We start from the raw sequence: 20,926 nt of genomic DNA on the forward strand, positions 1-20,926 counted from the left end.
CTGTGAGGCGGGTGAGGCAGGATGGCGCGCTATGCGGAGCGCACTCCTACACGTACTGGCCTGGACGCTGGCCACGGGCGCGGCGGTCACGCTGTCGTGGTGGGGTGTCCACACGGTCATGGCGGGCACCGTCTACGACCCGCCGCGCGCCCTTCCGTTGGCGGTGGGCGAGGCCGACTCGGCGACCCGGGAGGCCGAGCCGCCGCCCTCGCCGAGCCCGTCGCGGACGGCCTCGAAGAGTCCGGCGACGCCCTCGGCGCCCACGACCCCCGCGCCCGCCGCGTCCCCGACGCCGAGCCGCACGGCCGTCGCCTCCACCCCGTCCGGCAGCGGGTCCGCCGAGGTGTCCGGCACGGTCAAGAGCTACGACACCGACGGCGGCCGGGTCGTCCTCGACCTGACCGAGACGTACGCGACGCTCGTGTCGGCCACCCCGGGCCCGAACTGGTCGGTGCAGGTGTGGAAGACGGAGTCCTGGATCCGGGTGGACTTCGCCTCCGGCGCGGACCGGGTGACGGTCTTCTGCACCTGGCACGACGGCCCGCCACGGGTCGACGTGCAGAACTACTGAACCATTGACGGCGGTTCTTCCACCGGAACACCGAACTACCGGAACACCGAGGGCGGCGGCGCCGGTGAGGCCACCGCCGACGCGTCCGCGACCGGTGCCGCTCCGCCGCTGAAGTCGGTGAGCGCGCGGCCGTGCTCGACCCGGCCCGGGTGCGGGTCGGAGGCGGCCCGGCGGGTCAGTTCGGCGATCGGCAGGGACAGGTCGGAGGCGACGAGCACGGCGTTGCCGAACCGTTTGCCCCGCAGCACGGTCGGGTCGGCGACCAGCGCGAGGTGCGGGAAACGGGCCGCCGCGGTGGCGATCTGGCCGCGCAGGTGCGCGAGCGGCGGGCCGTCGGCGAGGTTGGCGGCGTAGCTCCCGCCGGGCTTCAGCGCCCTGCGGACCTCGTCGAGGAACTCGGTCGAGGTGAGGTGGGCGGGGGTGCGGGCGCCGCTGAACACGTCGGCCACGACGAGATCCGCCCACCCGTCCGGCACCTTGGCGAGACCTTCCCGGGCGTCGAGGGACCTCACCCTGATCCGCGCCCCCGGGTCCAACGGCAGCTCCCGGCGTACCAGTTGGACGAGGGCCGCGTCCCGTTCGACGATCTGCTGGGTGGAGCGGGGCCGGGTCGCGGCGACATAGCGCGCGAGGGTGAAGGCGCCGCCGCCGAGGTGCACGACCTGCAGGGGCTTGCCGGGTGGGGCGGTGAGGTCGATGACATGACCGAGGCGCCGCTGGTACTCGAAGGAGAGAAAGGCGGGGTCGTCGAGGTCGACGTGCGACTGCGGGGCTCCGTCGATGAGCAGCGTCCAGGCCCGCGCCCGGTCCCGGTCGGGTATGAGCTGGGCGAGGCCGCCGTCGACCGTCTCGACGACGGCAGCGTCGGCGTCCCGCTCGCGCCGGGTGTTCCTGGACTTTGCCATGGCAGCATTTTCGCAGGCCGCGGGCGCTCCCCGCGCGCTCAGTCGATCCCGGCGACGAGGCAGGTCACGGACACCGGCTCAACGGCAGCTGTCCGCCGCCTCGATCAGCCGGGCCGCCTCGCCCAACGCCCGGCGCAGCACCGCCGGATCCGTCGCGAGGTCCGCCTCGCCGGGGGGCACCAGCCAGTCCGAGCCCTCGTTCGGGGGCTCGGGGACGAGTCTCAGTCCCCGGCCGTCGGTCTCCGTGCAGGTGCTGCCCGGCACGTCCCAGGCCGCCGCCGTCCCGGCCGGCACGACGAAGCCGAGGGTGTCGTCGCCGTCGTCGTGCAGGACGGGTCCCACTCCGTCCCCCGCCGACGCTCTCCGCAGGATGTCGACCGCCTCCAGCCCCTGACGGGTGGGCACCGTCACTAGGTCGCACGCCGCCCCCGACGGCATACAAGGATCGTTGCTCTGGCTGGTCTCCATTCCGGCCTCCACCGCGCAGCCCGCTGTAGGACCTGTCCGGGTCCACAAGGCTCAACGCCCGGGCGCGTCAAGGGCTACGGCGGAAGTCCGCCGCAAAGGATGGCAGTTCATGGCAGATCACGGATGAGATATCCGGTTTGTAGCCAAACACCGCATGGCGGCCCGACCACAGCAGGTACGTTCTTGCCCGCCGGGAACAAGGGTGCCACACGGACAAGTCACCCCGAATCCGGCATGGTTCGACGGTTCGCACGAGAGGACCCGGCCATGGCGTCGTCAACGGTGACCCCACCTCGGCCCGACCGGCCACCACGGCCCAACCTCGCCTTCCGGCACCTGCGCGGACAGCGCTCGCCGGCCGAGTTCGCCGCGCTCGTACGGCGGGCCGCTCGCGAGATCGGCGAGCTGGTCAGCTGTGACGCGCGTTACATCGGTCGGGTCGAGTCGGGCGAGATCCGCTGCCCCAACTACGCGTACGAGCGGGTGTTCCTGCACATGTTCCCCGGTCGCACGCTTGTCGACCTGGGGTTCGCGCCCCGCGCGTCCGTGCGCGGACGAGGGGCGCGCACAGCCGAGGACGCGCCCTGTGCGCACACCACAAGACCGGAGCGCACTACCAGTGACGAGCGGGACACGGGTGAGACGGGTGGGGCGCATGAGCCGTATGACACGCAGGACCCGTACGACAAGTACCACAACCACGAGGAGAGCGACGTGCTGCGTCGCGCATTCATGACCGGCGGAGGCGCCACCATGGCCGCCGCCACTCTGGGCCCCCTGAGGCTCGCCCCCGACGCATCGGCGGCGGAACGTCCCGTGCGCCGCGTGGGGACGAGCGAGGCGGGCGCCCTGGAAGAAGCGGTCCGCAGGATCCGGCTGCTGGACGACCGGCACGGGGCCGACGGCCTCTACCGGCGCGCGGCCGCCCCGCTGCGCGCCGCCTACGCGCTGCTGGACGCCGGGACGACCCGCCAGACGACCGCCGACCGGCTGCACTCGGGCGCCGGTGAGCTCGCCATCTCCGTCGGCTGGCTCGCGCACGACTCGGGCCGCTTCGACGACGCCCGCTCGCACTACGCCGAGGCCCTGGCGACCGCCCGGATGACCGGGGACCAGGCGCTGGAGGCGCACGCCTTCTGCAACACGGCGTTCCTCGCGCGGGACGCCGGCCGGCCCCGCGAGGCCGTCCGCGCCGCCCAGGCCGCCCAGCGCGTCGCCCGTCCGCTGGGCTCGCCCCGGCTGATGTCGCTGCTCGCGCTGCGCGAGGCGGGCGGCTGGGCGGGGCTCACCGACCGCGCCGGCTGTGAGCAGGCTCTCGTCCGTGCGCAGGCCCTCTACGACCGCGGGCCCTGCGACAACGACCCCGAGTGGATGAGCTTCTACGGCGAGGCCGAGCTGGAGGGGCTCAAGGCGCAGTGCTGGTCCACGCTGGGCGACTGGCCGCGCGCCGCCCGGCACGCGCGACGGGCGGCGGACCTCCAGGACCCGCACTTCACCCGGAACATCGCCCTGTACACGGCCGAGCTGGCGGACGACCTCGCGCGGGGCGGCCGTCCCGACGAGGCCGCGGTGGCCGGGATCCGGGTCCTCGACCTGCTGGACCAGGTCCAGTCGTCCCGGATCCAGACGATGCTGGCGGGAACGGCGCGGGTGCTGCTGCCGCACCGGCGGGCGGGCGGCGTCTCGACCTTCCTGGAGCGGCACGCCTCGACGCCGCGGAAGGCCTGAGCCCCGCACGGCGCCGAACCCCGCAGGGAGTCCTACCCGAGGTGCCCGAGGTCGTTCCAGCTCTCGATCGCCGGTTCGCCGTAGGCCCAGCCCAGGATCGACAGGGACGTCGGGTTCAGGCGTATTCGGGCCGCGAAGTCCAGCGGCAGACCCAGCCAGCGTGCCCCGATGGAACGGAGGATGTGACCGTGGGCGAAGACCAGGACGTCCCGGTCGGCCGAGCGGGCCCAGGCGACGACCTCGTCGGCGCGGGCGGTCACCTCGGCGAGGGTCTCGCCCTCGGGGACGCCGTCGCGCCAGATGAGCCAGCCGGGCCGGACGGCCTGGATCTCGGCGGGGGTCAGACCCTCGTAGGCGCCGTAGTGCCACTCCATGAGGGTGTCCCAGCGCATGGCCCGCTCGCCGAAGCCGGCGAGTTCGCACGTCTCCCGCGCGCGTGCCAGCGGGCTGGTGCGTATCTCGAGGTCGGCGAGACCGTCGAAGGGCGCCCGGTGCAGCCGCTCGCCGAGCAGTTTCGCGCCCCGGCGGCCCTCCTCCAAGAGGGGCACGTCGGTCCTGCCGGTGTGTCTGCCGGACAGCGACCACTCCGTCTGCCCGTGCCGAGCCAGCAGAATGCGCGGTGCCATGGGGGACCTTTCCGGGGAAACCCTGGCAGGGACCAGGGGAGAAATCAGAGGCGGGACCCCTCCATCATCGCTCACCCTGAACAGGGGCAACCCGGTGGGCGATCTCAGCGTCTTTGAGAGCCGGGGCGCTCATTCCGAGCGCGAACATACGCCGTAAAGTGGCCCGTCCCGCGCCAGAGGCGCCGCAGCGACGACACAGCGACATGAAGGGGGAGGCGATCGGATGCCGCAGACCGAGACACCAGGCACCGAGGCGGCCCCGCGGACAAGGCTGCGCTGGTGGACCGAGCTGCCTCTGATCCTGCTGGTGTACGCCTGCTACTCGGGGGGCCGGCTGCTCGCTCGGGGCGATGTGACGACCGCCGTCGACCACGGCCTGGCGATCCTGCGCATCGAGAAGTTCCTGCACATCAACGCCGAGCACCCGCTCAACCGGCTGTTCAGGAGCGAGGCGTGGATCGGCGTGCCGGCCGACTTCTGGTACGCCTCGCTGCACTACCTGGTGACGCCCGCGATCCTGATCTGGCTCTTCCGGTCCCGGTCCCTGCACTACCGGGCGGCCCGCACCTGGCTGATGACGTCCACGTTCATGGGCCTCATCGGCTTCACGCTGCTGCCCACCTGCCCGCCCCGGCTGCTGTCGGCGAGCCACGGCTTCGTGGACACGATGGCCCAGTACAGCTCGTACGGCTGGTGGGGCGGCGAGGCGAGCGCGCCGCGCGGCATGGGCGGCATGACCAACCAGTACGCGGCCATGCCGAGTCTGCACGTGGGCTGGGCCCTGTGGTGCGGGGTGATCCTGTGGCGCCACGGCGGCACCCGCCTGGCGAAGACGGCGGCCGTCGTCTACCCGCTGGTCACGACGATCGTGGTGATGGGCACCGCCAACCACTACTTCCTCGACGCGGTCGCGGGCGCGGCCGTGATGGGCGTGGGGCTGCTGCTGACGCCGTTGGCGATGCGGAGCGCGAACCGCGCCCGGGTGTGGTTCGCGGACCGGGTCCCGCTGGTCCCGGCGGACTCTCAGGGCGCTTCGGCCTCGATTGTCAGTGGCGGATGCCAGACTTCCCCGGGTGAGCGAATTCCACGGCAGCGCGAGCAACGGCTTCGACCCGGAGCCGAGCCGAGTGCCTCTCCCTCGGACGCGGGGGACGGCGCTCCGGCAGCGGCTCGCTGAGCTGCGCGGCCCCGACGTACCGGCCAAGGCGCTGGACGCCCGGGCCCTCGCGGCGCTGGCCGCGAACCCGGGCTGCAAGCGGCGCGCGATCCTCGACGGCGCCGGGGTGAACAAGGCCGCGCTGGCGGACGCGCTGGGCTCGCCGTCGGCCTTCGGGCAGTCCCAGTTCGCCCTCACGCGTGGCAACGCGTTCGAGGCGAAGGTGAAGGCGGACGGCGGCGCGGAACTGCTGCGGCTGGTGCACGAGCGGCTGGACCCGGCCGCCGCGCCGCCCGTCGCCGCCGCCGTGCCCGACCTGTCCGCGATCGGCCCCGAGGGCCGCACCGCCCGCACCGCGCTGGCGCTGCGCGAGGCCACCGAGGCGACCGGCACATGGACGCTCCTGGACCACCCGATGATCGCGCTCGACGTCGCCGGCTCCCCCGCCTTCCTGGAGCCGGACGCGGTGGTGGTGCACCCGGACGGCAGTTGGACGGTCGTGGAGATCAAGTCCTTCCCCATGCTGGACGGTTCGGCGGACCCCGCGAAGGTCGGCGCGGCCGCCCGCCAGGCCGCGGTCTACGTCCTCGCCCTCGAGCAGGTCGCCGCCCGTCTCGACCCGGCCCCGCGCGTACGCCACCGCGTGCTGCTGGTCTGCCCCAAGGACTTCTCCAACCTGCCCACCGCCTCCGCCGTGGACGTGCGCAAGCAGCGCGCGGTCACCAGCCGCCAGCTGGCCCGCCTCACCCGCATCCAGGACATCGCCGACGCCCTCCCCGAAGGCACCTGCTTCTCCCCCGAGCTGCCCGCCGAACAGCTCACGGCGGCCGTCGAGGCCGTCCCGGCGACGTATGCGCCCGAGTGCCTGGCCGCCTGCGAAATGGCGTTCCACTGCCGCGACCGCTCCCGCGCGGCCGGCGCCGTCACCTCGCTGGGCCGGTCGGTGCGTGCCGAACTGGGCGGGCTGACGACCGTCGAGGCCGTTCTGGCGGCGGCCCGCGGGGAGGCCGGGGATCCGGACGATCCGGCGGTGGCCGCGCTGCGCAGAGCGGCCGAGCTGCGCACCGAAGCCCTGAGCGAAACCCTGGGGGCGATGTGTCGCTGATCGCCGCCCTCGCCCGGCTGGAGGCCGTCAGCAGCGGCCGCGCCCAGCCCATCGCCACCGCCCTGCACCGACGGCTGTCCGACCGGCCGCTGGTCTTCGTGCCGCTGACCACCGCCGGTGAGGCCGGCGCCCCGCTGGGCGCACTGGTCGGCACCGACCGGGCCGCGCCGCGGCTGCTCGTCGTACCGCAGCCGCGCGATCGCGATCTGCGGTTCGCGTTCCTCGCCGAACTGGCCGACGTCGTCCTGCCGTACATCGACTCCTACGCCGAGGCCGTGGAGGCCGCCGAGCGCAGCGAGACCGACCCGGAGACCGGCAAACGCGTCAAGGTCGAGGTCGAGCTGTGCGCCGACGCGCCCCAGCTGATCGTCCCGAGCCGCGCGGGCGTCGACCTCGTCCGTCTGCTGGGCCGCTCCATGCGCTTCCGGCGGACGGCGGAGCAGGATCCGGAGACGCCGTATCCCGCGCCCCCGCGCGTGCCGCTGCTCGGGCGGTGGCTGACCCACTTCGGGGAGCGGTCCCGGGTGCCCGGATCCTCGCTGCTGGTGGCGCTCACGGAGCTGCTGGGCCGGCACTGGGCGACCGGACAGTCCAGCCTGGAGGACCAGCACCTGGGGGCGCTGCTCGCCTGGATCGCCCCGCCGGACGGCGAGACGGGCACCGAGGCGGCGCTGCGGGCCGAGCTCGCGCGGGACGCGGACGGGCAGTTGCTGTGCCCGCCGGCCGGCCCGGCGACCGATCCCGCGTTCGACAACAGGCTGCTCGCCCCCGCCATCGAGCGCTACGACCGCGCACGCACCGCCCTGGCCGCCGCCGAGGACGGTCTGCAGGCCGACGACCGGCTGGGCGCGCTCACCGCCGCCGAGCGGGAGATCCACGAGCTGGTGCGGAGCCGGACGCTGCCCACCTGGAACAGGGTGTGGGAGGGCCTCGACCTGCTGCGGGCGCTGCCCGAGGGCGCGCATGTCGAGGAGCGGTGGACCCGCGACCGCTGGTCGTTCACCGGCCACCGCGACCGGGTCGTGGCCGGCGAGCCCCCGCAGCCGCGCCGGGACGACGCGGTGACCGCCGCCAACAAGCTCGCCACGCGCGAGCGCGAACAGGCCCGTCTGGAGGCCCAGGAGGCGCTGGACGACCCGCTGGTCATGGCGGGGCGGCGGCTGGGCGGGGAGGCGTTCGCGGGCGAGGTCGTGGACGTCGTCATGCAGTACAGCGAGAGCAAGCGGCCGAGCCCGCGCCCGCTGGTCACCGTGCGGACGGACGACCGGCCGCAGCTCGCCGAGCGGGCGAAGGTCTACCGGTCGCTGGGCGGGAAGCCGCAGGCGGCGGAGTTCGTGCAGCGGGACGGCGAGGAGGACGAAGGCCTCTTGGTGCTGCGGATCGTCGACAAGATGGGCCGCGGCAAGGAACCCGAGCAGGGGTCGGTGCCGGAGAAGGGCGATCTGCTCTGCTTCACGCTCTTCGAGCACGAACAGCGCGGCGGCGCGAAGCTGCCCGACCCGGAGGACACGCCGTGGACGCACGGCGGGCCGCCCGGGGAGCAGGCGCCCGAAGTCCCCGATTCCGTCACCCCGGAGGATGTCCTGTGACCACCGAGGCCGCTTTCGACCCCGGTGCCGCCGCCGGCCGCGCCACCGACGCGATCCTTCGGGACACCTTGCACGGCACCGCGCGCGGGGTGGTCGTCGACTCCCCGCCGGGGGCCGGAAAGTCCACGCTGGTGGTCCGCGCGGCGCTCGAACTCGCGGATGCGGGGCGGTCGTTGATGGTGGTCGCGCAGACCAACGCCCAGGTCGACGACCTGGTGGTGCGGCTCGCCGAGAAGAACCCCGAGCTGGCCGTGGGCCGACTGCACAGCAGTGACGCCGACCCGTACGACAAGGCGCTGGAAGAGCTGCCGAACGTGAAGAAGTCGGCGAAGGCGGCGGAGCTGGCCGGGCTGCCGGTGGTGATCTCCACCGCCGCGAAGTGGGCGCATGTGAAGGTCGACGAGCCATGGCGGCACGCGATCGTGGACGAGGCCTACCAGATGCGGTCGGACGGGCTGCTGGCGGTGGCCGGGCTGTTCGAGCGGGCGCTGTTCGTGGGCGACCCGGGGCAGCTGGACCCGTTCTCGATCGTGGGCGGCGAGCAGTGGGCGGGCCTGTCGTACGACCCGTCGGCCTCGGCGGTGAGCACGCTGCTCGCGCACAACCCCGAGCTGCCGCAGCACCGGCTGCCGGTCTCCTGGCGGCTCCCGGCGTCGGCCGCGCCGCTCGTCTCCGACGCGTTCTACCCGTACACCCGGTTCCGCAGCGGCACCGGGCACGGCGACCGGCGGCTGTCCTTCGCGGTCGCGTCGGACGGCTCCGGCGCCGACCGGGTGATCGACGAGGCGGCGGAGTCGGGCTGGGGCCTGCTGGAGCTGCCCGCTCGGCACACGCCTCGCACCGACCCGGAGGCGGTGCGGGCGGTCGCGTCGGTGGTCCGGCGGCTGCTGGACCGAGGCGGCGCGGCCACCTCGGAGCGCTCCCCCGACCCGACCCCGCTGACGGCCGCCCGGGTCGCCGTGGGCACGGCCCACCGCGACCAGGCGGCGGCGGTACGGGCGGCACTGGCGGAGCTGGGCGTCGTGGACGTCACCGTGGACACCGCGAACCGGCTCCAGGGCATGGAGTTCGACGTCACGGTCATCCTGCACCCGCTCTCCGGGCGCCCCGACGCCACCGCCTTCCACCTGGAGACGGGCCGCCTGTGCGTCCTGGCCTCCCGGCACCGCCACGCGTGCGTGGTCGTCTGCCGAGCAGGCGTCGGCGACCTCCTGGACGAATACCCCTCGACGGAACCCGTCCAGCTGGGAACCCTCGTGAAGTTCCCGGACGGCTGGGAGGCCAACCACGCGGTGCTGGCACACCTGACGGAACACCGCGTGCCCTGGGCACCGTGACCGGCCCGCCGCCCGCTCGCCAACCGGGGCCGACCGCAGCGCCGCCCCCTCGCCGGACGGAGTCCGGCACGCCGCCGGAGGCGGCCGAAGAACACAGCCCGGACGGCTGGGAGGCCAACCACGCGGTACTGGCACACCTGACGGAACACCGCGTGCCCTGGGCACCGTGACCGGCCCGCTCCCCTTCCGTCGGCCGGGAACATCGTGTCGCTCGGGAAGCTTGAGAGTTCGGGGCCGAGTGCCTCTTGCGCCACCGGGGGACAATGGAAGGTGGTCCGCATCCGAAACCGCACGAGGAGGACAAGACATGGCGGAGCCCACGCCGCGTCGGAACGAACCGCGGCTACGCCCCGCGCCCCTGCTCTTCGAGCCCGCGGAGGCAGCCGGTGACCCGGAGCACTTCTTCGACCTCGAGTCGATAGACGACCCGGGGGCGCTGCTGACCCGCGCGACGGAGCTGACGCTCGCGTTCCGGGCGGCGGCCGACCGGGCGGTGGAGTTCCAGGCCCTGGCGGCCGCGCAGCTCGCCGATCCGCGCCGCTTCGACCGGCTGACGGCGGCGGACATCGCCGAGCGCGCCGAGTGGACCGAGGACTACGCGAAGAAAATGGTCGAGTTCGGCCGCGATCTGCTGCGGGGCGACGCCGAGGGAAGGGGGCACGTCGACCCTGTCTAGAGCCTGTCCTGGACGCCCCGGACGACACAGGTGGCATATGCCGGGTGGGCAAGATACTCCATTCCTCCCGCTCCCGTCCCGGTTTCCCGCAACCCTGTGAAATCAGCCGCTCACTGCCGGTAGACCTGTACGCATGAGCCGCGCATACGACGAACCCATCGGCGTCACCCCGGACGGCGCCGCCTGGCTGGCCTCCGCCGGAACGTATCCGCGCAGCACGCTCGCCCTCTGGGAGGAGCGGCCGCAGGCCCCGGTGGTCCTGCCCTGCGGCTCGGTGTTCGACATCGTCAGCGCGCCGGCGATGTTCGGCCGGCTGATGCTCGACCGGCTCTGGGGCGACGGGCCGGGCTCCGGGCCGGTGGCCGCGTTCCGTGCGCGGACGCTGCTGTTCGCGGCGCCGGGCACGGCCCAGCGGCTGCCCTCGCTGCTGGAGTGGGAGGAGTGGAGCGCCGACGGCCGCCGGGACGGCCGTACGGCAAGCGTGCCGCCGCTGCTGTGCCACGGCACCGGCGACGCGGTGACGGTGCCCGCACTCAACCCGGCCGAGACCGGCTCCGCCACCCGCTGGATGGTCGCCCCGGACACCCGTCACCCATGGCTTCCGGGTCCGGAGATCCTGCTCTGGGCGGCCGTCCGGGCGGCCCGCGCGGCCGTGCGGATATCGATTTTTCCTCCCGCCGATCAGGATGCTAAGGTCTACGACGTCAGCAGGCGCCGCTAGCTCAGTTGGTTAGAGCAGCTGACTCTTAATCAGCGGGTCCGGGGTTCGAGTCCCTGGCGGCGCACGACATCGATAGCGAGACTTGTTCGCAGAAAGCGCGAACCAGTCTCGCTATCGTCATTTCTGCGCGGCTGCGCCGCGCGTTGTGGGGGCTCCGCCACCCACACCCCCTCAGGCAAAGGCCCCTCGCGGAAGCGAGGGGCCTTCTGCATGCCGTCGAATGCCGCCGGAATGTCGTCAGAGCTTCGTGCCGGGGGTGATCTTCACCGTCCACTCGCCCGAGGCCGTGCGGTCCTCCACGTCCACCCGGACGCCGTTGTCCGGCACGGTGAAGTGCTCGCCGAGGGCGACCGGGGCGTCCGCGAGGGGTGGGTAGACGGAGTTCTCCCAGCAGGCTTCGCTGCGCGGGTGGGCGTCGACGACCTCGACCGGTCCGCGGCCGGAGCGGGCGCCGCTGCTGACGCGGTAGACGAGGATGCCGGCGCGACAGGCCGCCCGGTCCGCGCCCACCGGGCCGCGGGCCTCGAAGGCGAGCACGCTGTCCGTGCCCGTGCGCACCACCGCGAGTTTCGCGCCGCCGCCGAGGCCGAAGGCCGGCGCTCCGGAGGCGCGGGAGACCGGCACGTCCGGTCCGGCGGCAAGCGGTTCCAGGGTGAGCCGGGTCGGGCCGGGGCCCCGTACGCACAGCACCTGGCGCGGTTCCAGCCAGCCCAGCTTCCACTTGTGCCAGGCGAACAGTTCCGGGGCGAGACCGAACTGGCTGCCCATCAGGTCCCAGTCGCCGACGTAGGTGTCCCAGTCGCCCTTGCCGTCGACGGGGCGGTGGTAGAGGTCGGGCAGGTCGAAGACATGGCCGGTCTCGTGGGCGAGGACGAGCCGGTCCGGAGGGTGCTTCTCGAACACGGTGACGACGCGGCGGATGTCCGTGCCGTCGGCGTGCAGCGGGGATTCGAGGTTGACGACCTTCGTGGCGTCCGAGTCGACGCCGGGCGCGTCCGGGTCGGCCACGAAGTAGACGAGGTCGTAGCGGGAGAAGTCGACGTGCGGGTCGGCGGCGGCCAGCGCGTCGTGCAGGTAGGCGGCCCGGCCCTCGGGGCTCCAGTCGCGCTGTATGGCGTAGGCGGTGGACGGCTTCGGCATGCGGATCCAGCGCTGCAGCGGATGCGGGCGCAGGGTGAACCTGCCGTAGGACGCCTCCTGGAAGAAGCGGCTGGTGGCCGGGAAGTGGTCGGCGGCCAGTTCGGCGGGCGTGGCCATGGGAGCCCGGTCCGGGAAGGACAGGAAGACCATCACGGCGTCGAGGGAGCGACTCGGGCGGGGATAGGCGCTGTTCCAGGTGTCCACGCCCTCCGAGTGGTGGGCGGCGGTACGGGTCAGGGCGCAGGGGGCGGTGGAGAAGGGGTCCGCGACCGAAGGGCCGCTGACCAGGGAGTTCGCGGCGAACGCCGAGAGGGTGGTGAACAGGGCCGCGGTACTGCGCAGTCGGGGGCGCTGCAGAAGTCGCAAGGGCTGCGACGGTCGCAAGGGTCGCGGCAGTCGCGGGAGTCGCGGCACAGAGACCTCCGGGGCGGTTCACGGGACACCGCCACCCAGCCTGTGTGAATTTGTAGTACTACGCCCTGTTTGTCTGCCCCAGACGAGTGAGGCGGCCGAAAGCGGGCATCACCTCGACACCCCCGGAATTCTCACGGAACGTCACAAGCGGTCGCCCGGCCGCAGAACCGGGCCAGGTGCGGGCAGAAACGATCTGTCAGAAGAGTGGGTTGTTCCGGGACACTGGGCAGTGGCTGCGCGGATCCTGGGGCAGCCTCTATGATCGGCAGACTTTCCTGCACGGACAGAGATCGAGTGCACTGCGGGAGCGAGCGGTGAGCGGAACGTCCGAAGGGCCGACGCCCGCGGCAGACCTCGACTGGTCAGCCGTCACAGAGAGTGACATCGACAGTACGGACAGCGGGCCACCGGCCTACCGCTCCGTCTTCGCGGCAGCACCCCTGGCCATGGCGGTGGTCGACCGCCAGGGGCTCGTCGTCGACGCCAACGAAGCGCTCGGCGAGCTGCTCGGCGGCGGAGTGACGGGCCTGGTCGGGCGGGTCGCCTCCGACCTGCTGGACCTGGCGTCCGACGCCCGGACCTGGCACGCCTACCGCGAGGTGCTGCGCGGCCGGCAGGCGAAGCTGCGCTGCACACGGCGGCTGAAGCAGCCCGACGGGCGCTCGCTGTGGGCGCAGGTCACCGTCTCCCCGCTGGATACGGACACGCCCGGCGTGCTGCTGTCCGTGGCCGACGTCAGCGCCCACCGCGACCTCCAGGCGAGGCTGCGGCACCTCCAGATGCACGACCCGGTGACCCGGCTGCCCAACCGCACCCTGTTCTTCGAGCGGGTGTCGGCCGCGCTGGAGGCGGAGGCGTACGAACAGAGCGGGACCGGCCGGATCGGCCTGTGCTACCTGGACCTGGACGGCTTCAAGGCGGTCAACGACACCCTCGGTCACCGGGTGGGCGACCGGTTGCTGGCCGCCGTCGCCGAACGGCTCACCGAGTGCGCCGGGGAGGCCGGGCGGGCCCGGCCGAGCGTGCCGCTGGTGGCCCGGCTCGGCGGGGACGAGTTCGCGCTGCTGGTCGAGGACTCCACCGGCACCGAACAGCTCGCCGACCTCGCCGAGTCCGTGCTCAAGGCGCTCCAGGTCCCCTTCGACCTGGCCGGACACCGGCTGAACATGTCGGCGTCGATCGGCGTCGTGGAGCGGCACGCGGCCGGCACCACCGCGACCGGTCTGATGCAGGCCGCCGACACGACGCTGTACTGGGCGAAGACGGACGGCAAGGACCGCTGGACGCTGTTCGACCCCGAGCGCAACGCCCATCTGATGACCCGGCAGGCCCTGGCCTCCACGCTCCGGCCCGCCATCGAGCGCGGCGAGTTCCGGCTCGACTACCAGCCGCTGGTGGGGATGTCGGACGGCCGGCTGCGCGGGGTGGAGGCGCTGGTGCGCTGGGATCACCCCCGGTTCGGGCTGCTGCCGCCGAATCGGTTCGTCGCGCTGGCCGAGGAGGACGGCTCGATCGTGCCGCTCGGGCGATGGGTTCTGGCCACCGCCTGCCGGCAGGCCCGCCGGTGGCAGCTGGACAACCCCGACGAGCCGCCGCTGTTCGTCAGCGTCAACGTGGCGGTCCGTCAGGTGTGGGACTCGGACCTGGTGACGGACGTGGCGGAGATCCTCGCCGAGACCGGGCTCGCGCCGCATCTGCTCCAGCTGGAGCTGACCGAGTCCGCGGTGATGGGCTCGGCGGGACGGCCGCTGCAGGCGCTGCAGGCCCTCAGCGACATGGGCGTGGGCATCGCCATCGACGACTTCGGGACCGGGTACTCCAACCTCGCCTACCTGAGCCGACTGCCGGTCTCGGTGCTGAAACTGGACGGGTCCTTCGTGCGGGGCTTCCAGTACGAGGGCCAGGGCTCTCCGCCGAACCCGGCCGACCAGGTCGTCGTCGAGGCGATGATCGACCTCGCCCATCGGCTCGGGCTGACCGTCACCGCAGAGTGCGTGGAGACGTCCGCGCAGGCGACCCGGCTGCGCAGCATCGGCTGCGACACCGGGCAGGGGTGGCTGTACTCCCGTCCGGTGTCGCCGGATCGTATCTCCGAGCTGCTGGGCACCGAGTCGCACGGCACCGAGTCCTACGCGGTCGGCAACCCGTAGGCGTCCGCGACCAGTTCGTAGGAGCGCAGCCGCAGTTCGCCGCGATGGGCGTGGCTGGTGAGCATCAACTCGTCGGCGCCGGTGCGCTTGTGGAGGTCGTCGAGGCCGGTGCGGACCTCGTCGGCCGTGCCGTGGACGATGTTCGCGGTCCAGGAGTCGACGAACTCCCGCTCCAGCGGGCTGAACTCGTGGGCCTCCGCCTCCTCGGGGGAGGGGAAGAGGCCGGGGCGGCCGCTGCGCAGCCGGACCATGTTGAGGCCGGTGGCCAGGATCTGACGGCGCGCTTCACGCTCGTCGTCGGCGGCGAGCACCGAGACGCCGATCAGCGCGTACGGCTCGGCGAGCGTCTCGGACGGCCGGAAGGACTCCCGGTAGAGGTCGAGGGCCGGGACGGTGTTCTGCGCGGAGAAGTGGTGCGCGAAGGCGAAGGGCAGGCCGAGCAGTCCGGCGAGGCGGGCGCTGAAGCCGGAGGAGCCGAGCAGCCAGATCGGCGGCCGGTGCGCCGACTGCACCCCGCCGGGGGACGTGCCCTGGATCGGGCCCGGGATCGCGTGGATCCGGCGGTAGCGGTGGCCGTCGGGGAAGTCGTCGTCCAGGAAGCGGGTGAGCTCGGCGAGTTGCTCGGGGAAGTCGTCCGCGCCCTCGTGCAGGGTGGCGGTCCGGCGCAGGGCGGCGGCCGTGGCCCCGTCGGTGCCCGGGGCGCGGCCGAGGCCGAGGTCGACGCGGTGCGGGGCCAGCGCCTCCAGGGTGCCGAACTGCTCGGCGATGACGAGCGGCGCGTGGTTGGGCAGCATCACACCGCCCGAGCCGAGCCGGATGCGGTCGGTGTGGGCGGCGAGGTGAGCGAGGATCACGGCGGGCGAGGAGGAGGCGACGCCCGGCATCGAGTGGTGCTCGGCGACCCAGTACCGGTGAAAGCCCCGCGACTCGGTGAACCGCGCGAGGTCGACGCTGGTGCGCAGGGCGTCGGCGGCGGTGCTCCCGGACCCGACGGTGACCAGATCCAGCACGGAGAGGGGCACCGGGGCGGTGCCCCGTACGACGCCGCGAATCCCGTCCGCCACCGTCGCCTCGATCCCGCTCCGGTCCGCCGCGCTCTCGTCCGCCACCGTCTCGTCTGCCGCCACGGGGGTCCTCCTGTTGTCGGCCGTGTGCTGTCCTCGCAGCACTAACAGGAGGCTGTCTCCGTTTATTCCCCATCGGAGGATTCCGGGTACCGGGAAGGCGTCACACCTGTACGAGCGGCTCCCGGGTGAACAGGATGCCCAGGCTTGGCGCGTTCACACGGCGGTCGGTGAGGCGCAGGGCCTCCCAGACCGTGACCTGGTTGGCGGTGAGGACCGGCTTGGCAAGTTCCGTTTCCAGGGCTGGGAGATAAGCGGCCGTGTGGAGGGCTGTGCCGGGGAGGAGGATCGCCTGGGCGTCCGGGGAGTCGGCCGCCCGGGCCAGGGCGGTGACCTCTGCCTCGCCCCAGGTGCTCACCTCGGCCGCGGTGTCGATGCCGGCGCTGTGGACGCCGGTCACCTCCAGGCCGCCCGCGGCCAGGAAGTCGGCGAACAGGCCGGCCACGTCCTGCGGGTAGGTCGCCCCGACCGCGACCCGGACGGACCCGAGTTCGCGGGCCGCGTGCACGAAGGCGAAGGAGGTGGAGGAGGCCGGCATCCCGGCGGCCGTGGCCAGGGCGCGCACCTGCTGCTGGGCCCCCTCCCGGCCGAGCACGAAGCTGCCGCTGGTGCAGGCCCACACGATCGCCTCCGCGCCCGCGAGCCGCAACTGCTCGACGCCCTTCGCCAACCGCTCCGGCGCGCCCATCTCCCTCAGCGCGTCCACCCGGTACGCGTCCTCGTCGATGTCCGTGTGGACCAGATCCAGCCGGACGTCGCTGCCCAGGAGCTGTTCGATGCGGGGGTAGTCGTCGTCGGCCGAGTGGCCCGGGTAGAGGAAACCGAGTGCGGTCATGTCCAGCCTTCCTGCTGCCAACGGCGCTTGATACCGTCCCACCGCCCGGGTACCCAGTTGGCGCAGCGTCGCCCACACGGTCACCTGGTTGGCCGAGACGGTCGGCAACGAGTCGTGGGCGCGGGCGTGTTGACGACGGCCTGCTCGGGTGCGAACGTGGTCAATCCGCGCACGTCAGACAGCGCGTCAGACAGCGCATCAGGCACGTGCTCACCAGCGAGCTCACCGGCGAAGGGGCACCGGATGGCCGACGTCCCCACGCTCCTCGTCCTCGACGCCGAGCCGCTCCCCCGGCTCGGGCGGCTCACCGGGCAGGTCCGGGTGCTGCACACCGACGAGGCCTCGCTGCCCGCGCGGCTCCCGCAGGCGGACGTCCTGCTGGTCTGGGACTTCGCCTCGCATGCGGTGCGCGCCGCCTGGCCCGGCGAGGGGCCCCGGCCGCGCTGGGTGCACACCGCGAGCGCGGGCGTGGACCATCTGATGTGCCCCGAGCTCGCCGCGTCGGACACCGTGGTGACCAACGCGCGCGGGATCTTCGACGAGCCGATCGCCGAGTACGTCGCCGCGCTGGTCCTGGCGATGGCCAAGGACCTGCCGCGCACCGTGGAGCTTCAGCGGCGGGGCGAGTGGCGGCACCGGGAGAGCCGGCGGGTGGCCGGGACCCGGGCCGTGGTCGTCGGGTCCGGGCCGATCGGGCGGGCGATCACCCGCACGCTGAAGGCGCTCGGCATGACGACCGCGATCGTCGGCCGGGTCCCGCGCACCGGCATCCACGGCCCCGAGGACCTGGACCGGCTCCTCGCCCGCGCCGACTGGGTGATCGCGGCCGCCCCGCTCACCGAGCAGACGACCGGCATGTTCGACCTGCGCCGGTTCGGCGTGATGCAGCCGTCCGCCCGGTTCGTGAACGTCGGCCGCGGGCCGCTGGTCGTCGAGGACGCGCTGGTACGGGCGCTGGAGCGGCGCTGGATCGCGGGCGCGGCCCTGGACGTCCTGACCGCCGAGCCCCTCGCCCCCGACAGCCCGTTGTGGCAGGTCCCGGGGCTGCTGATCTCGCCGCACATGAGCGGCGACACGGTCGGCTGGCGGGATGAGCTCGGCGCGCAGTTCGTGGATCTGTTCGAGCGGTGGGCGGCGGGCCGGCCGCTGAAGAACGTGGTCGACAAGCAGCGCGGATACGTGCCCGGACACTGACGGTGACACCGACGGTCCCCACACTCCCCTCACAAAGCACCTCCGCATAAGTCGTGTGGACCCGGGTAGCCGCGCCGCCATGGCTCCACCGATCAGTCAGGCAAGTCATCGCACACACACGACCGGAACCTCACGCCGATCGCTGCTCGCGGGGGTGGCGGCGCTCGGCGCACTGGGCACGGCAGGCTGCTCAAGGGTGGCGACGGCGTCGTCCGCGCCCGGCGGCGATCTGCTGGAGCGCCTGCGCGCACAGGGCGTCGTACGGCTCGGGATCGCCGGTGAGATTCCGTTCGGCTACATCGACGAGCACGGGCAGCTCACGGGTGAGGCACCCGAGCTGGCGAAGGTGATATTCAAACGGCTCGGAGTGGCGAGGGTGCAGCCCGTGCCCACCGAGTTCGGGTCGCTCATCCCGGGGCTCGGCTCCCAGCAGTTCGATGTCGTGGCCGCCGGGATGTACGTCAATCCGGAGCGCTGTGAGCAGGTGATATTCGCCGACCCGGACTATCGGATGCTGGATGCCTTCATCGTCCGCAAGGGGAACCCGAAGGGGTTGCACACCTACCGGGACGTGGTGGAGAAGGGCGCGAAGTTCGCCACCGGGACCGGGTACGCGGAGATCCAATACGCCGTCGAGGCGGGGTACGAGGAGGGCGACATCCTCATCGTGCAGGACCAGGTCGCCGGGCTGAACGCGGTCGAGGCGGGGCGGGCCGACGTCTTCGCCGGGACCGCGCTCACCACCCGCGAGGTCGTCAGGAAGTCGTCCAAGGCCGAGTCGACCGAGGGCTTCGCCCCGCTCGTCGGCGGCAAGCCGCATGTCGACGGGGGCGCGTTCGCGTTCCGGTCCACCGAGACGGGGCTGCGGGACGCCTTCAACGTCGAGCTGCGGAAGCTGAAGAAGAGCGGGGAACTGCTGCGGATCCTGCGGCCCTTCGGGTTCACCCGGGCCGAGATGACCGACCTGACCGCGAAGGAGCTCTGCGGCGGATGACCTCGGGACTCTGGGAACTCGTCCTCAAGGGGATCTGGACGACCGTCCAACTGCTGGTGTTCAGCGCCCTGTTGGGGGCCGCCGTCGCCTTCGTCGTCGGGATCGCGCGCATTCACCGGCGGTGGGTCGTCCGCTTCCTCGCGGGCTTCTACACCGAGGTGTTCCGCGGGACCTCGGCCCTCGTGATGATCTTCTGGGTGTTCTTCGTGCTGCCGCCCGCCTTCGGCTGGCAGCTGGTGCCGATGTGGGCGGGCACGCTCGCGCTGGGGCTGACGTACGGCGCGTACGGCGCGGAGATCGTGCGCGGCGCGCTGGGGGCCGTCGACCCGGCGCAGCGGGAGGGCGGGATCGCGCTCGGGTTCACGCCCGGGCAGCGGATGCGCAGGATCCTGTTGCCGCAGGCGGTGCCGGAGATGATCCCGCCGTTCTCCAACCTCCTCGTCGAACTGCTCAAGGGCACCGCGCTGGTGTCCGTCATGGGCATGGGCGATCTGGCCTTCAGCGGCAATCTGATCCGCCTCGCCCTCCAGGAGAGCGCGGAGATCTACACGTATGTACTGCTCATCTACTTCGTGATCGCGTTCCTGCTCACGCGGGTGATGCGCGGGCTCGAGAGCCGGCTGAAGGCGGGTGTGCGATGAACTGGGACTGGGACGCCGTCCGCGACTTCATGCCGTTGTTCCGGGACGGGCTGCTCGTCACCCTCCAGGCGCTGGTCCTCGGCTCGCTGATCTCGTTCACGCTGGGTCTGGCGTGGGCGCTGCTGATGCGGGTGCCCACCGGCTGGGTGCAGTGGCCGGTCGGGATCGTGACCGAGTTCGTGCGGAACACCCCGCTGCTGGTGCAGTTGTTCTTCCTCTTCTATGTGCTGCCCGAGTGGGGGCTGACGCTGTCGGCGATGACCACCGGGGTCGTCGCGATCGGGCTGCACTACTCGACGTACACGATGCAGGTCTACCGGGCCGGCATCGAGGCGGTGCCCGTCGGCCAGTGGGAGGCGGCGACCGCGCTGAACCTGCCGAGGGCGCGGACCTGGCGTGCGGTGATCCTGCCGCAAGCGGTCCGCCGGGTCGTTCCGGCGCTCGGCAACTACGTCATCTCGATGCTCAAGGACACGCCGCTGCTGATGGCGATCACCGTGCTGGAGATGCTCGGCCGGGCCCGCCTCTTCTCCCAGGAGCACTTCCGGTTCACCGAGCCCCTCACGGTGATCGGCGTGGCCTTCATCGTCATCTCCTCTCTCGCCTCCCTCCTTCTGCGCACCCTGGAGCGACGCCTTGTCCGTTGACACTCTCAAGCAGCCCGCCGACACCCCCGAGACCACCGAGCTGATACGGCTGGAACAGGTCACCAAGCGGTTCGGGGACAACACCGTCCTCGATCACCTCGACTTCTCCGTGCGGCCCGGCCGGCACGTCACCCTCATCGGGCCCTCCGGCTCCGGCAAGACCACGATCCTGCGGCTGCTGATGACCCTGACCAAGCCCGACGAGGGCACGATCACCGTCGACGGGCAGCAGTTGTTCCCGGCCCCCGAGAAGCAGGTCCGCGAGATCCGCAAGAAGATCGGGATGGTGTTCCAGCAGTTCAACCTGTTCCCGAACATGAGCGTGCTCAGAAACATCACCGAGGCCCCGATGACCGTGCTCGGCCTGTCCGCGGACGAGGCCGAGGCGCGGGCGCGGGAGCTGCTGGACCTGGTGGGCCTGGCCGACAAGTGCGACGCGAGGCCGTCCCGGCTGTCGGGCGGACAGCAGCAGCGGGTCGCGATCGCGCGGGCGCTGGCCATGCGACCGCAGGTGCTGCTCCTGGACGAGGTCACCTCGGCGCTGGACCCGGAACTGGTCGCGGGCGTCCTGGACGTCCTGCGGGACATCGCCCGGACCACGGACATCACGATGCTCTGTGTGACCCATGAGATGAACTTCGCCCGGGACATCTCCGACCAGGTCCTGATGTTCGACGCGGGCCGGGTCGTCGAGGCGGGCCCGCCGGAGCAGATCTTCGGCTCGCCGGAGCAGGAACGGACACGGGAATTCCTCAGCGCGGTGTTGTGAGGTCGCGAGGTCACCGCAGAGCAACCTGCCTTTGGCATATGCCATTGGGTCAGTACCGCAGTTGGGCGAGCCGAACCTGCAACACATTCTCGCCAACAACCCCTCCCTCCGGCCCCCTTGGCCGTTATCGTGGAAG

General features: G+C 72.4%; 20 protein-coding genes and 1 tRNA gene. 15 read left to right on the plus strand and 6 right to left on the minus strand.

All coding sequences use genetic code 11. The features are described 5' to 3' along the window. Window positions 1-31 precede the first annotated feature (31 nt). Window positions 32-571 carry a hypothetical protein gene (locus tag ABZ725_RS26960; RefSeq protein WP_358805139.1) on the plus strand — a complete coding sequence of 180 codons (540 nt, stop codon included), beginning with the start codon at window positions 32-34 and terminating at the stop codon, window positions 569-571. Window positions 572-606: 35 nt separating this feature from the next. Here the strand turns inward: ABZ725_RS26960 and ABZ725_RS26965 are convergent, their stop codons facing one another. Further along, a complete protein-coding gene (locus tag ABZ725_RS26965) occupies window positions 607-1,476 on the minus strand; it encodes a fused MFS/spermidine synthase (protein ID WP_358805140.1) in 870 nt (289 codons plus the stop codon). A gap of 78 nt (window positions 1,477-1,554) precedes the next feature. Beyond that, window positions 1,555-1,944 (minus strand): hypothetical protein, encoded by a 390-nt coding sequence (locus tag ABZ725_RS26970; RefSeq protein ID WP_358805141.1) that lies wholly within the window; start codon window positions 1,942-1,944, stop codon window positions 1,555-1,557. A 267-nt stretch (window positions 1,945-2,211) separates the two neighbouring features. Here ABZ725_RS26970 and ABZ725_RS26975 point away from each other — a divergent pair, with 267 nt between their 5' ends. Then, entirely contained in the window at window positions 2,212-3,672 is a 1,461-nt protein-coding gene (locus ABZ725_RS26975; protein WP_358805142.1) for a hypothetical protein, read from the plus strand. Between the two features lie 32 nt (window positions 3,673-3,704). Here ABZ725_RS26975 and ABZ725_RS26980 read toward each other — a convergent pair whose 3' ends face one another. Further along, window positions 3,705-4,298, minus strand: a complete 594-nt coding sequence (locus ABZ725_RS26980; RefSeq protein WP_358805143.1) for a histidine phosphatase family protein — start codon at window positions 4,296-4,298, stop codon at window positions 3,705-3,707. Window positions 4,299-4,521: 223 nt separating this feature from the next. Here ABZ725_RS26980 and ABZ725_RS26985 point away from each other — a divergent pair, with 223 nt between their 5' ends. The 7 genes from ABZ725_RS26985 (at window position 4,522) to ABZ725_RS27015 (ending at window position 10,946) form a co-directional block, all read left to right on the plus strand. Next, window positions 4,522-5,475 (plus strand): phosphatase PAP2 family protein, encoded by a 954-nt coding sequence (locus ABZ725_RS26985; RefSeq protein ID WP_358805144.1) that lies wholly within the window; start codon window positions 4,522-4,524, stop codon window positions 5,473-5,475. After that, window positions 5,426-6,559: a hypothetical protein gene (locus ABZ725_RS26990; protein WP_358805306.1), complete on the plus strand. Its 1,134-nt coding sequence runs from the start codon at window positions 5,426-5,428 to the stop codon at window positions 6,557-6,559. Before ABZ725_RS26985 ends, ABZ725_RS26990 begins: the two co-directional genes overlap by 50 nt. Then, window positions 6,550-8,148, plus strand: coding sequence for a hypothetical protein (locus tag ABZ725_RS26995; protein ID WP_358805145.1), 1,599 nt, complete (start codon window positions 6,550-6,552; stop codon window positions 8,146-8,148). Before ABZ725_RS26990 ends, ABZ725_RS26995 begins: the two co-directional genes overlap by 10 nt. Next, window positions 8,145-9,485, plus strand: a complete 1,341-nt coding sequence (locus ABZ725_RS27000; protein ID WP_358805146.1) for an AAA family ATPase — start codon at window positions 8,145-8,147, stop codon at window positions 9,483-9,485. The genes ABZ725_RS26995 and ABZ725_RS27000 overlap by 4 nt, the downstream gene beginning before the upstream one ends. A 307-nt stretch (window positions 9,486-9,792) precedes the next feature. Then, complete coding sequence (locus ABZ725_RS27005) at window positions 9,793-10,161, plus strand: hypothetical protein (RefSeq protein ID WP_358805147.1); 369 nt, start codon at window positions 9,793-9,795, stop codon at window positions 10,159-10,161. A gap of 133 nt (window positions 10,162-10,294) precedes the next feature. Then, a complete protein-coding gene (locus tag ABZ725_RS27010) occupies window positions 10,295-10,882 on the plus strand; it encodes a bifunctional DNA primase/polymerase (RefSeq protein ID WP_358805148.1) in 588 nt (195 codons plus the stop codon). Then, window positions 10,873-10,946: transfer RNA gene (locus ABZ725_RS27015), tRNA-Lys, on the plus strand. The genes ABZ725_RS27010 and ABZ725_RS27015 overlap by 10 nt, the downstream gene beginning before the upstream one ends. Window positions 10,947-11,119: 173 nt before the next feature. Here ABZ725_RS27015 and ABZ725_RS27020 read toward each other — a convergent pair. Further along, window positions 11,120-12,388, minus strand: coding sequence for a M6 family metalloprotease domain-containing protein (locus tag ABZ725_RS27020; protein ID WP_358805149.1), 1,269 nt, complete (start codon window positions 12,386-12,388; stop codon window positions 11,120-11,122). Between the two features lie 362 nt (window positions 12,389-12,750). Between ABZ725_RS27020 and ABZ725_RS27025 the strand changes: the two genes are divergently transcribed. Further along, window positions 12,751-14,586, plus strand: coding sequence for an EAL domain-containing protein (locus ABZ725_RS27025; protein WP_358805150.1), 1,836 nt, complete (start codon window positions 12,751-12,753; stop codon window positions 14,584-14,586). Here ABZ725_RS27025 and ABZ725_RS27030 read toward each other — a convergent pair. Together ABZ725_RS27030 and ABZ725_RS27035 are read right to left on the minus strand one after the other, a co-directional pair. Continuing rightward, window positions 14,565-15,662, minus strand: coding sequence for an LLM class flavin-dependent oxidoreductase (locus ABZ725_RS27030; RefSeq protein WP_358805307.1), 1,098 nt, complete (start codon window positions 15,660-15,662; stop codon window positions 14,565-14,567). The two genes, ABZ725_RS27025 and ABZ725_RS27030, sit on opposite strands and share 22 nt — an antisense overlap. Window positions 15,663-15,813: 151 nt before the next feature. Then, on the minus strand, window positions 15,814-16,545 hold the full coding sequence (locus ABZ725_RS27035) for an aspartate/glutamate racemase family protein (protein ID WP_358805151.1): 732 nt from the start codon (window positions 16,543-16,545) through the stop codon (window positions 15,814-15,816). Window positions 16,546-16,788: 243 nt separating this feature from the next. On the opposite strand from ABZ725_RS27035, the gene ABZ725_RS27040 reads away from it, so the two are divergent. The 5 genes from ABZ725_RS27040 to ehuA all read left to right on the plus strand — a co-directional run bounded on the left by ABZ725_RS27040 (window position 16,789) and on the right by ehuA (window position 20,790). Further along, window positions 16,789-17,739, plus strand: a complete 951-nt coding sequence (locus tag ABZ725_RS27040) for a D-2-hydroxyacid dehydrogenase (RefSeq protein ID WP_358805152.1) — start codon at window positions 16,789-16,791, stop codon at window positions 17,737-17,739. Between the two features lie 79 nt (window positions 17,740-17,818). Beyond that, window positions 17,819-18,733, plus strand: coding sequence for an ectoine/hydroxyectoine ABC transporter substrate-binding protein EhuB (ehuB, locus tag ABZ725_RS27045; RefSeq protein WP_358805153.1), 915 nt, complete (start codon window positions 17,819-17,821; stop codon window positions 18,731-18,733). Continuing rightward, window positions 18,730-19,374 carry an ectoine/hydroxyectoine ABC transporter permease subunit EhuC gene (gene ehuC, locus ABZ725_RS27050; RefSeq protein WP_358805154.1) on the plus strand — a complete coding sequence of 215 codons (645 nt, stop codon included), beginning with the start codon at window positions 18,730-18,732 and terminating at the stop codon, window positions 19,372-19,374. Before ehuB ends, ehuC begins: the two co-directional genes overlap by 4 nt. Continuing rightward, window positions 19,371-20,021 (plus strand): ectoine/hydroxyectoine ABC transporter permease subunit EhuD, encoded by a 651-nt coding sequence (gene ehuD, locus ABZ725_RS27055; protein ID WP_358805155.1) that lies wholly within the window; start codon window positions 19,371-19,373, stop codon window positions 20,019-20,021. Before ehuC ends, ehuD begins: the two co-directional genes overlap by 4 nt. After that, complete coding sequence (ehuA, locus tag ABZ725_RS27060; protein WP_351906779.1) at window positions 20,011-20,790, plus strand: ectoine/hydroxyectoine ABC transporter ATP-binding protein EhuA; 780 nt, start codon at window positions 20,011-20,013, stop codon at window positions 20,788-20,790. The genes ehuD and ehuA overlap by 11 nt, the downstream gene beginning before the upstream one ends. The last annotated feature ends 136 nt before the right edge of the window (window positions 20,791-20,926 follow it).

The organism is Streptomyces sp. NPDC006872, assembly GCF_040635845.1.
Classification (GTDB): Bacteria; Actinomycetota; Actinomycetes; order Streptomycetales; family Streptomycetaceae; genus Streptomyces.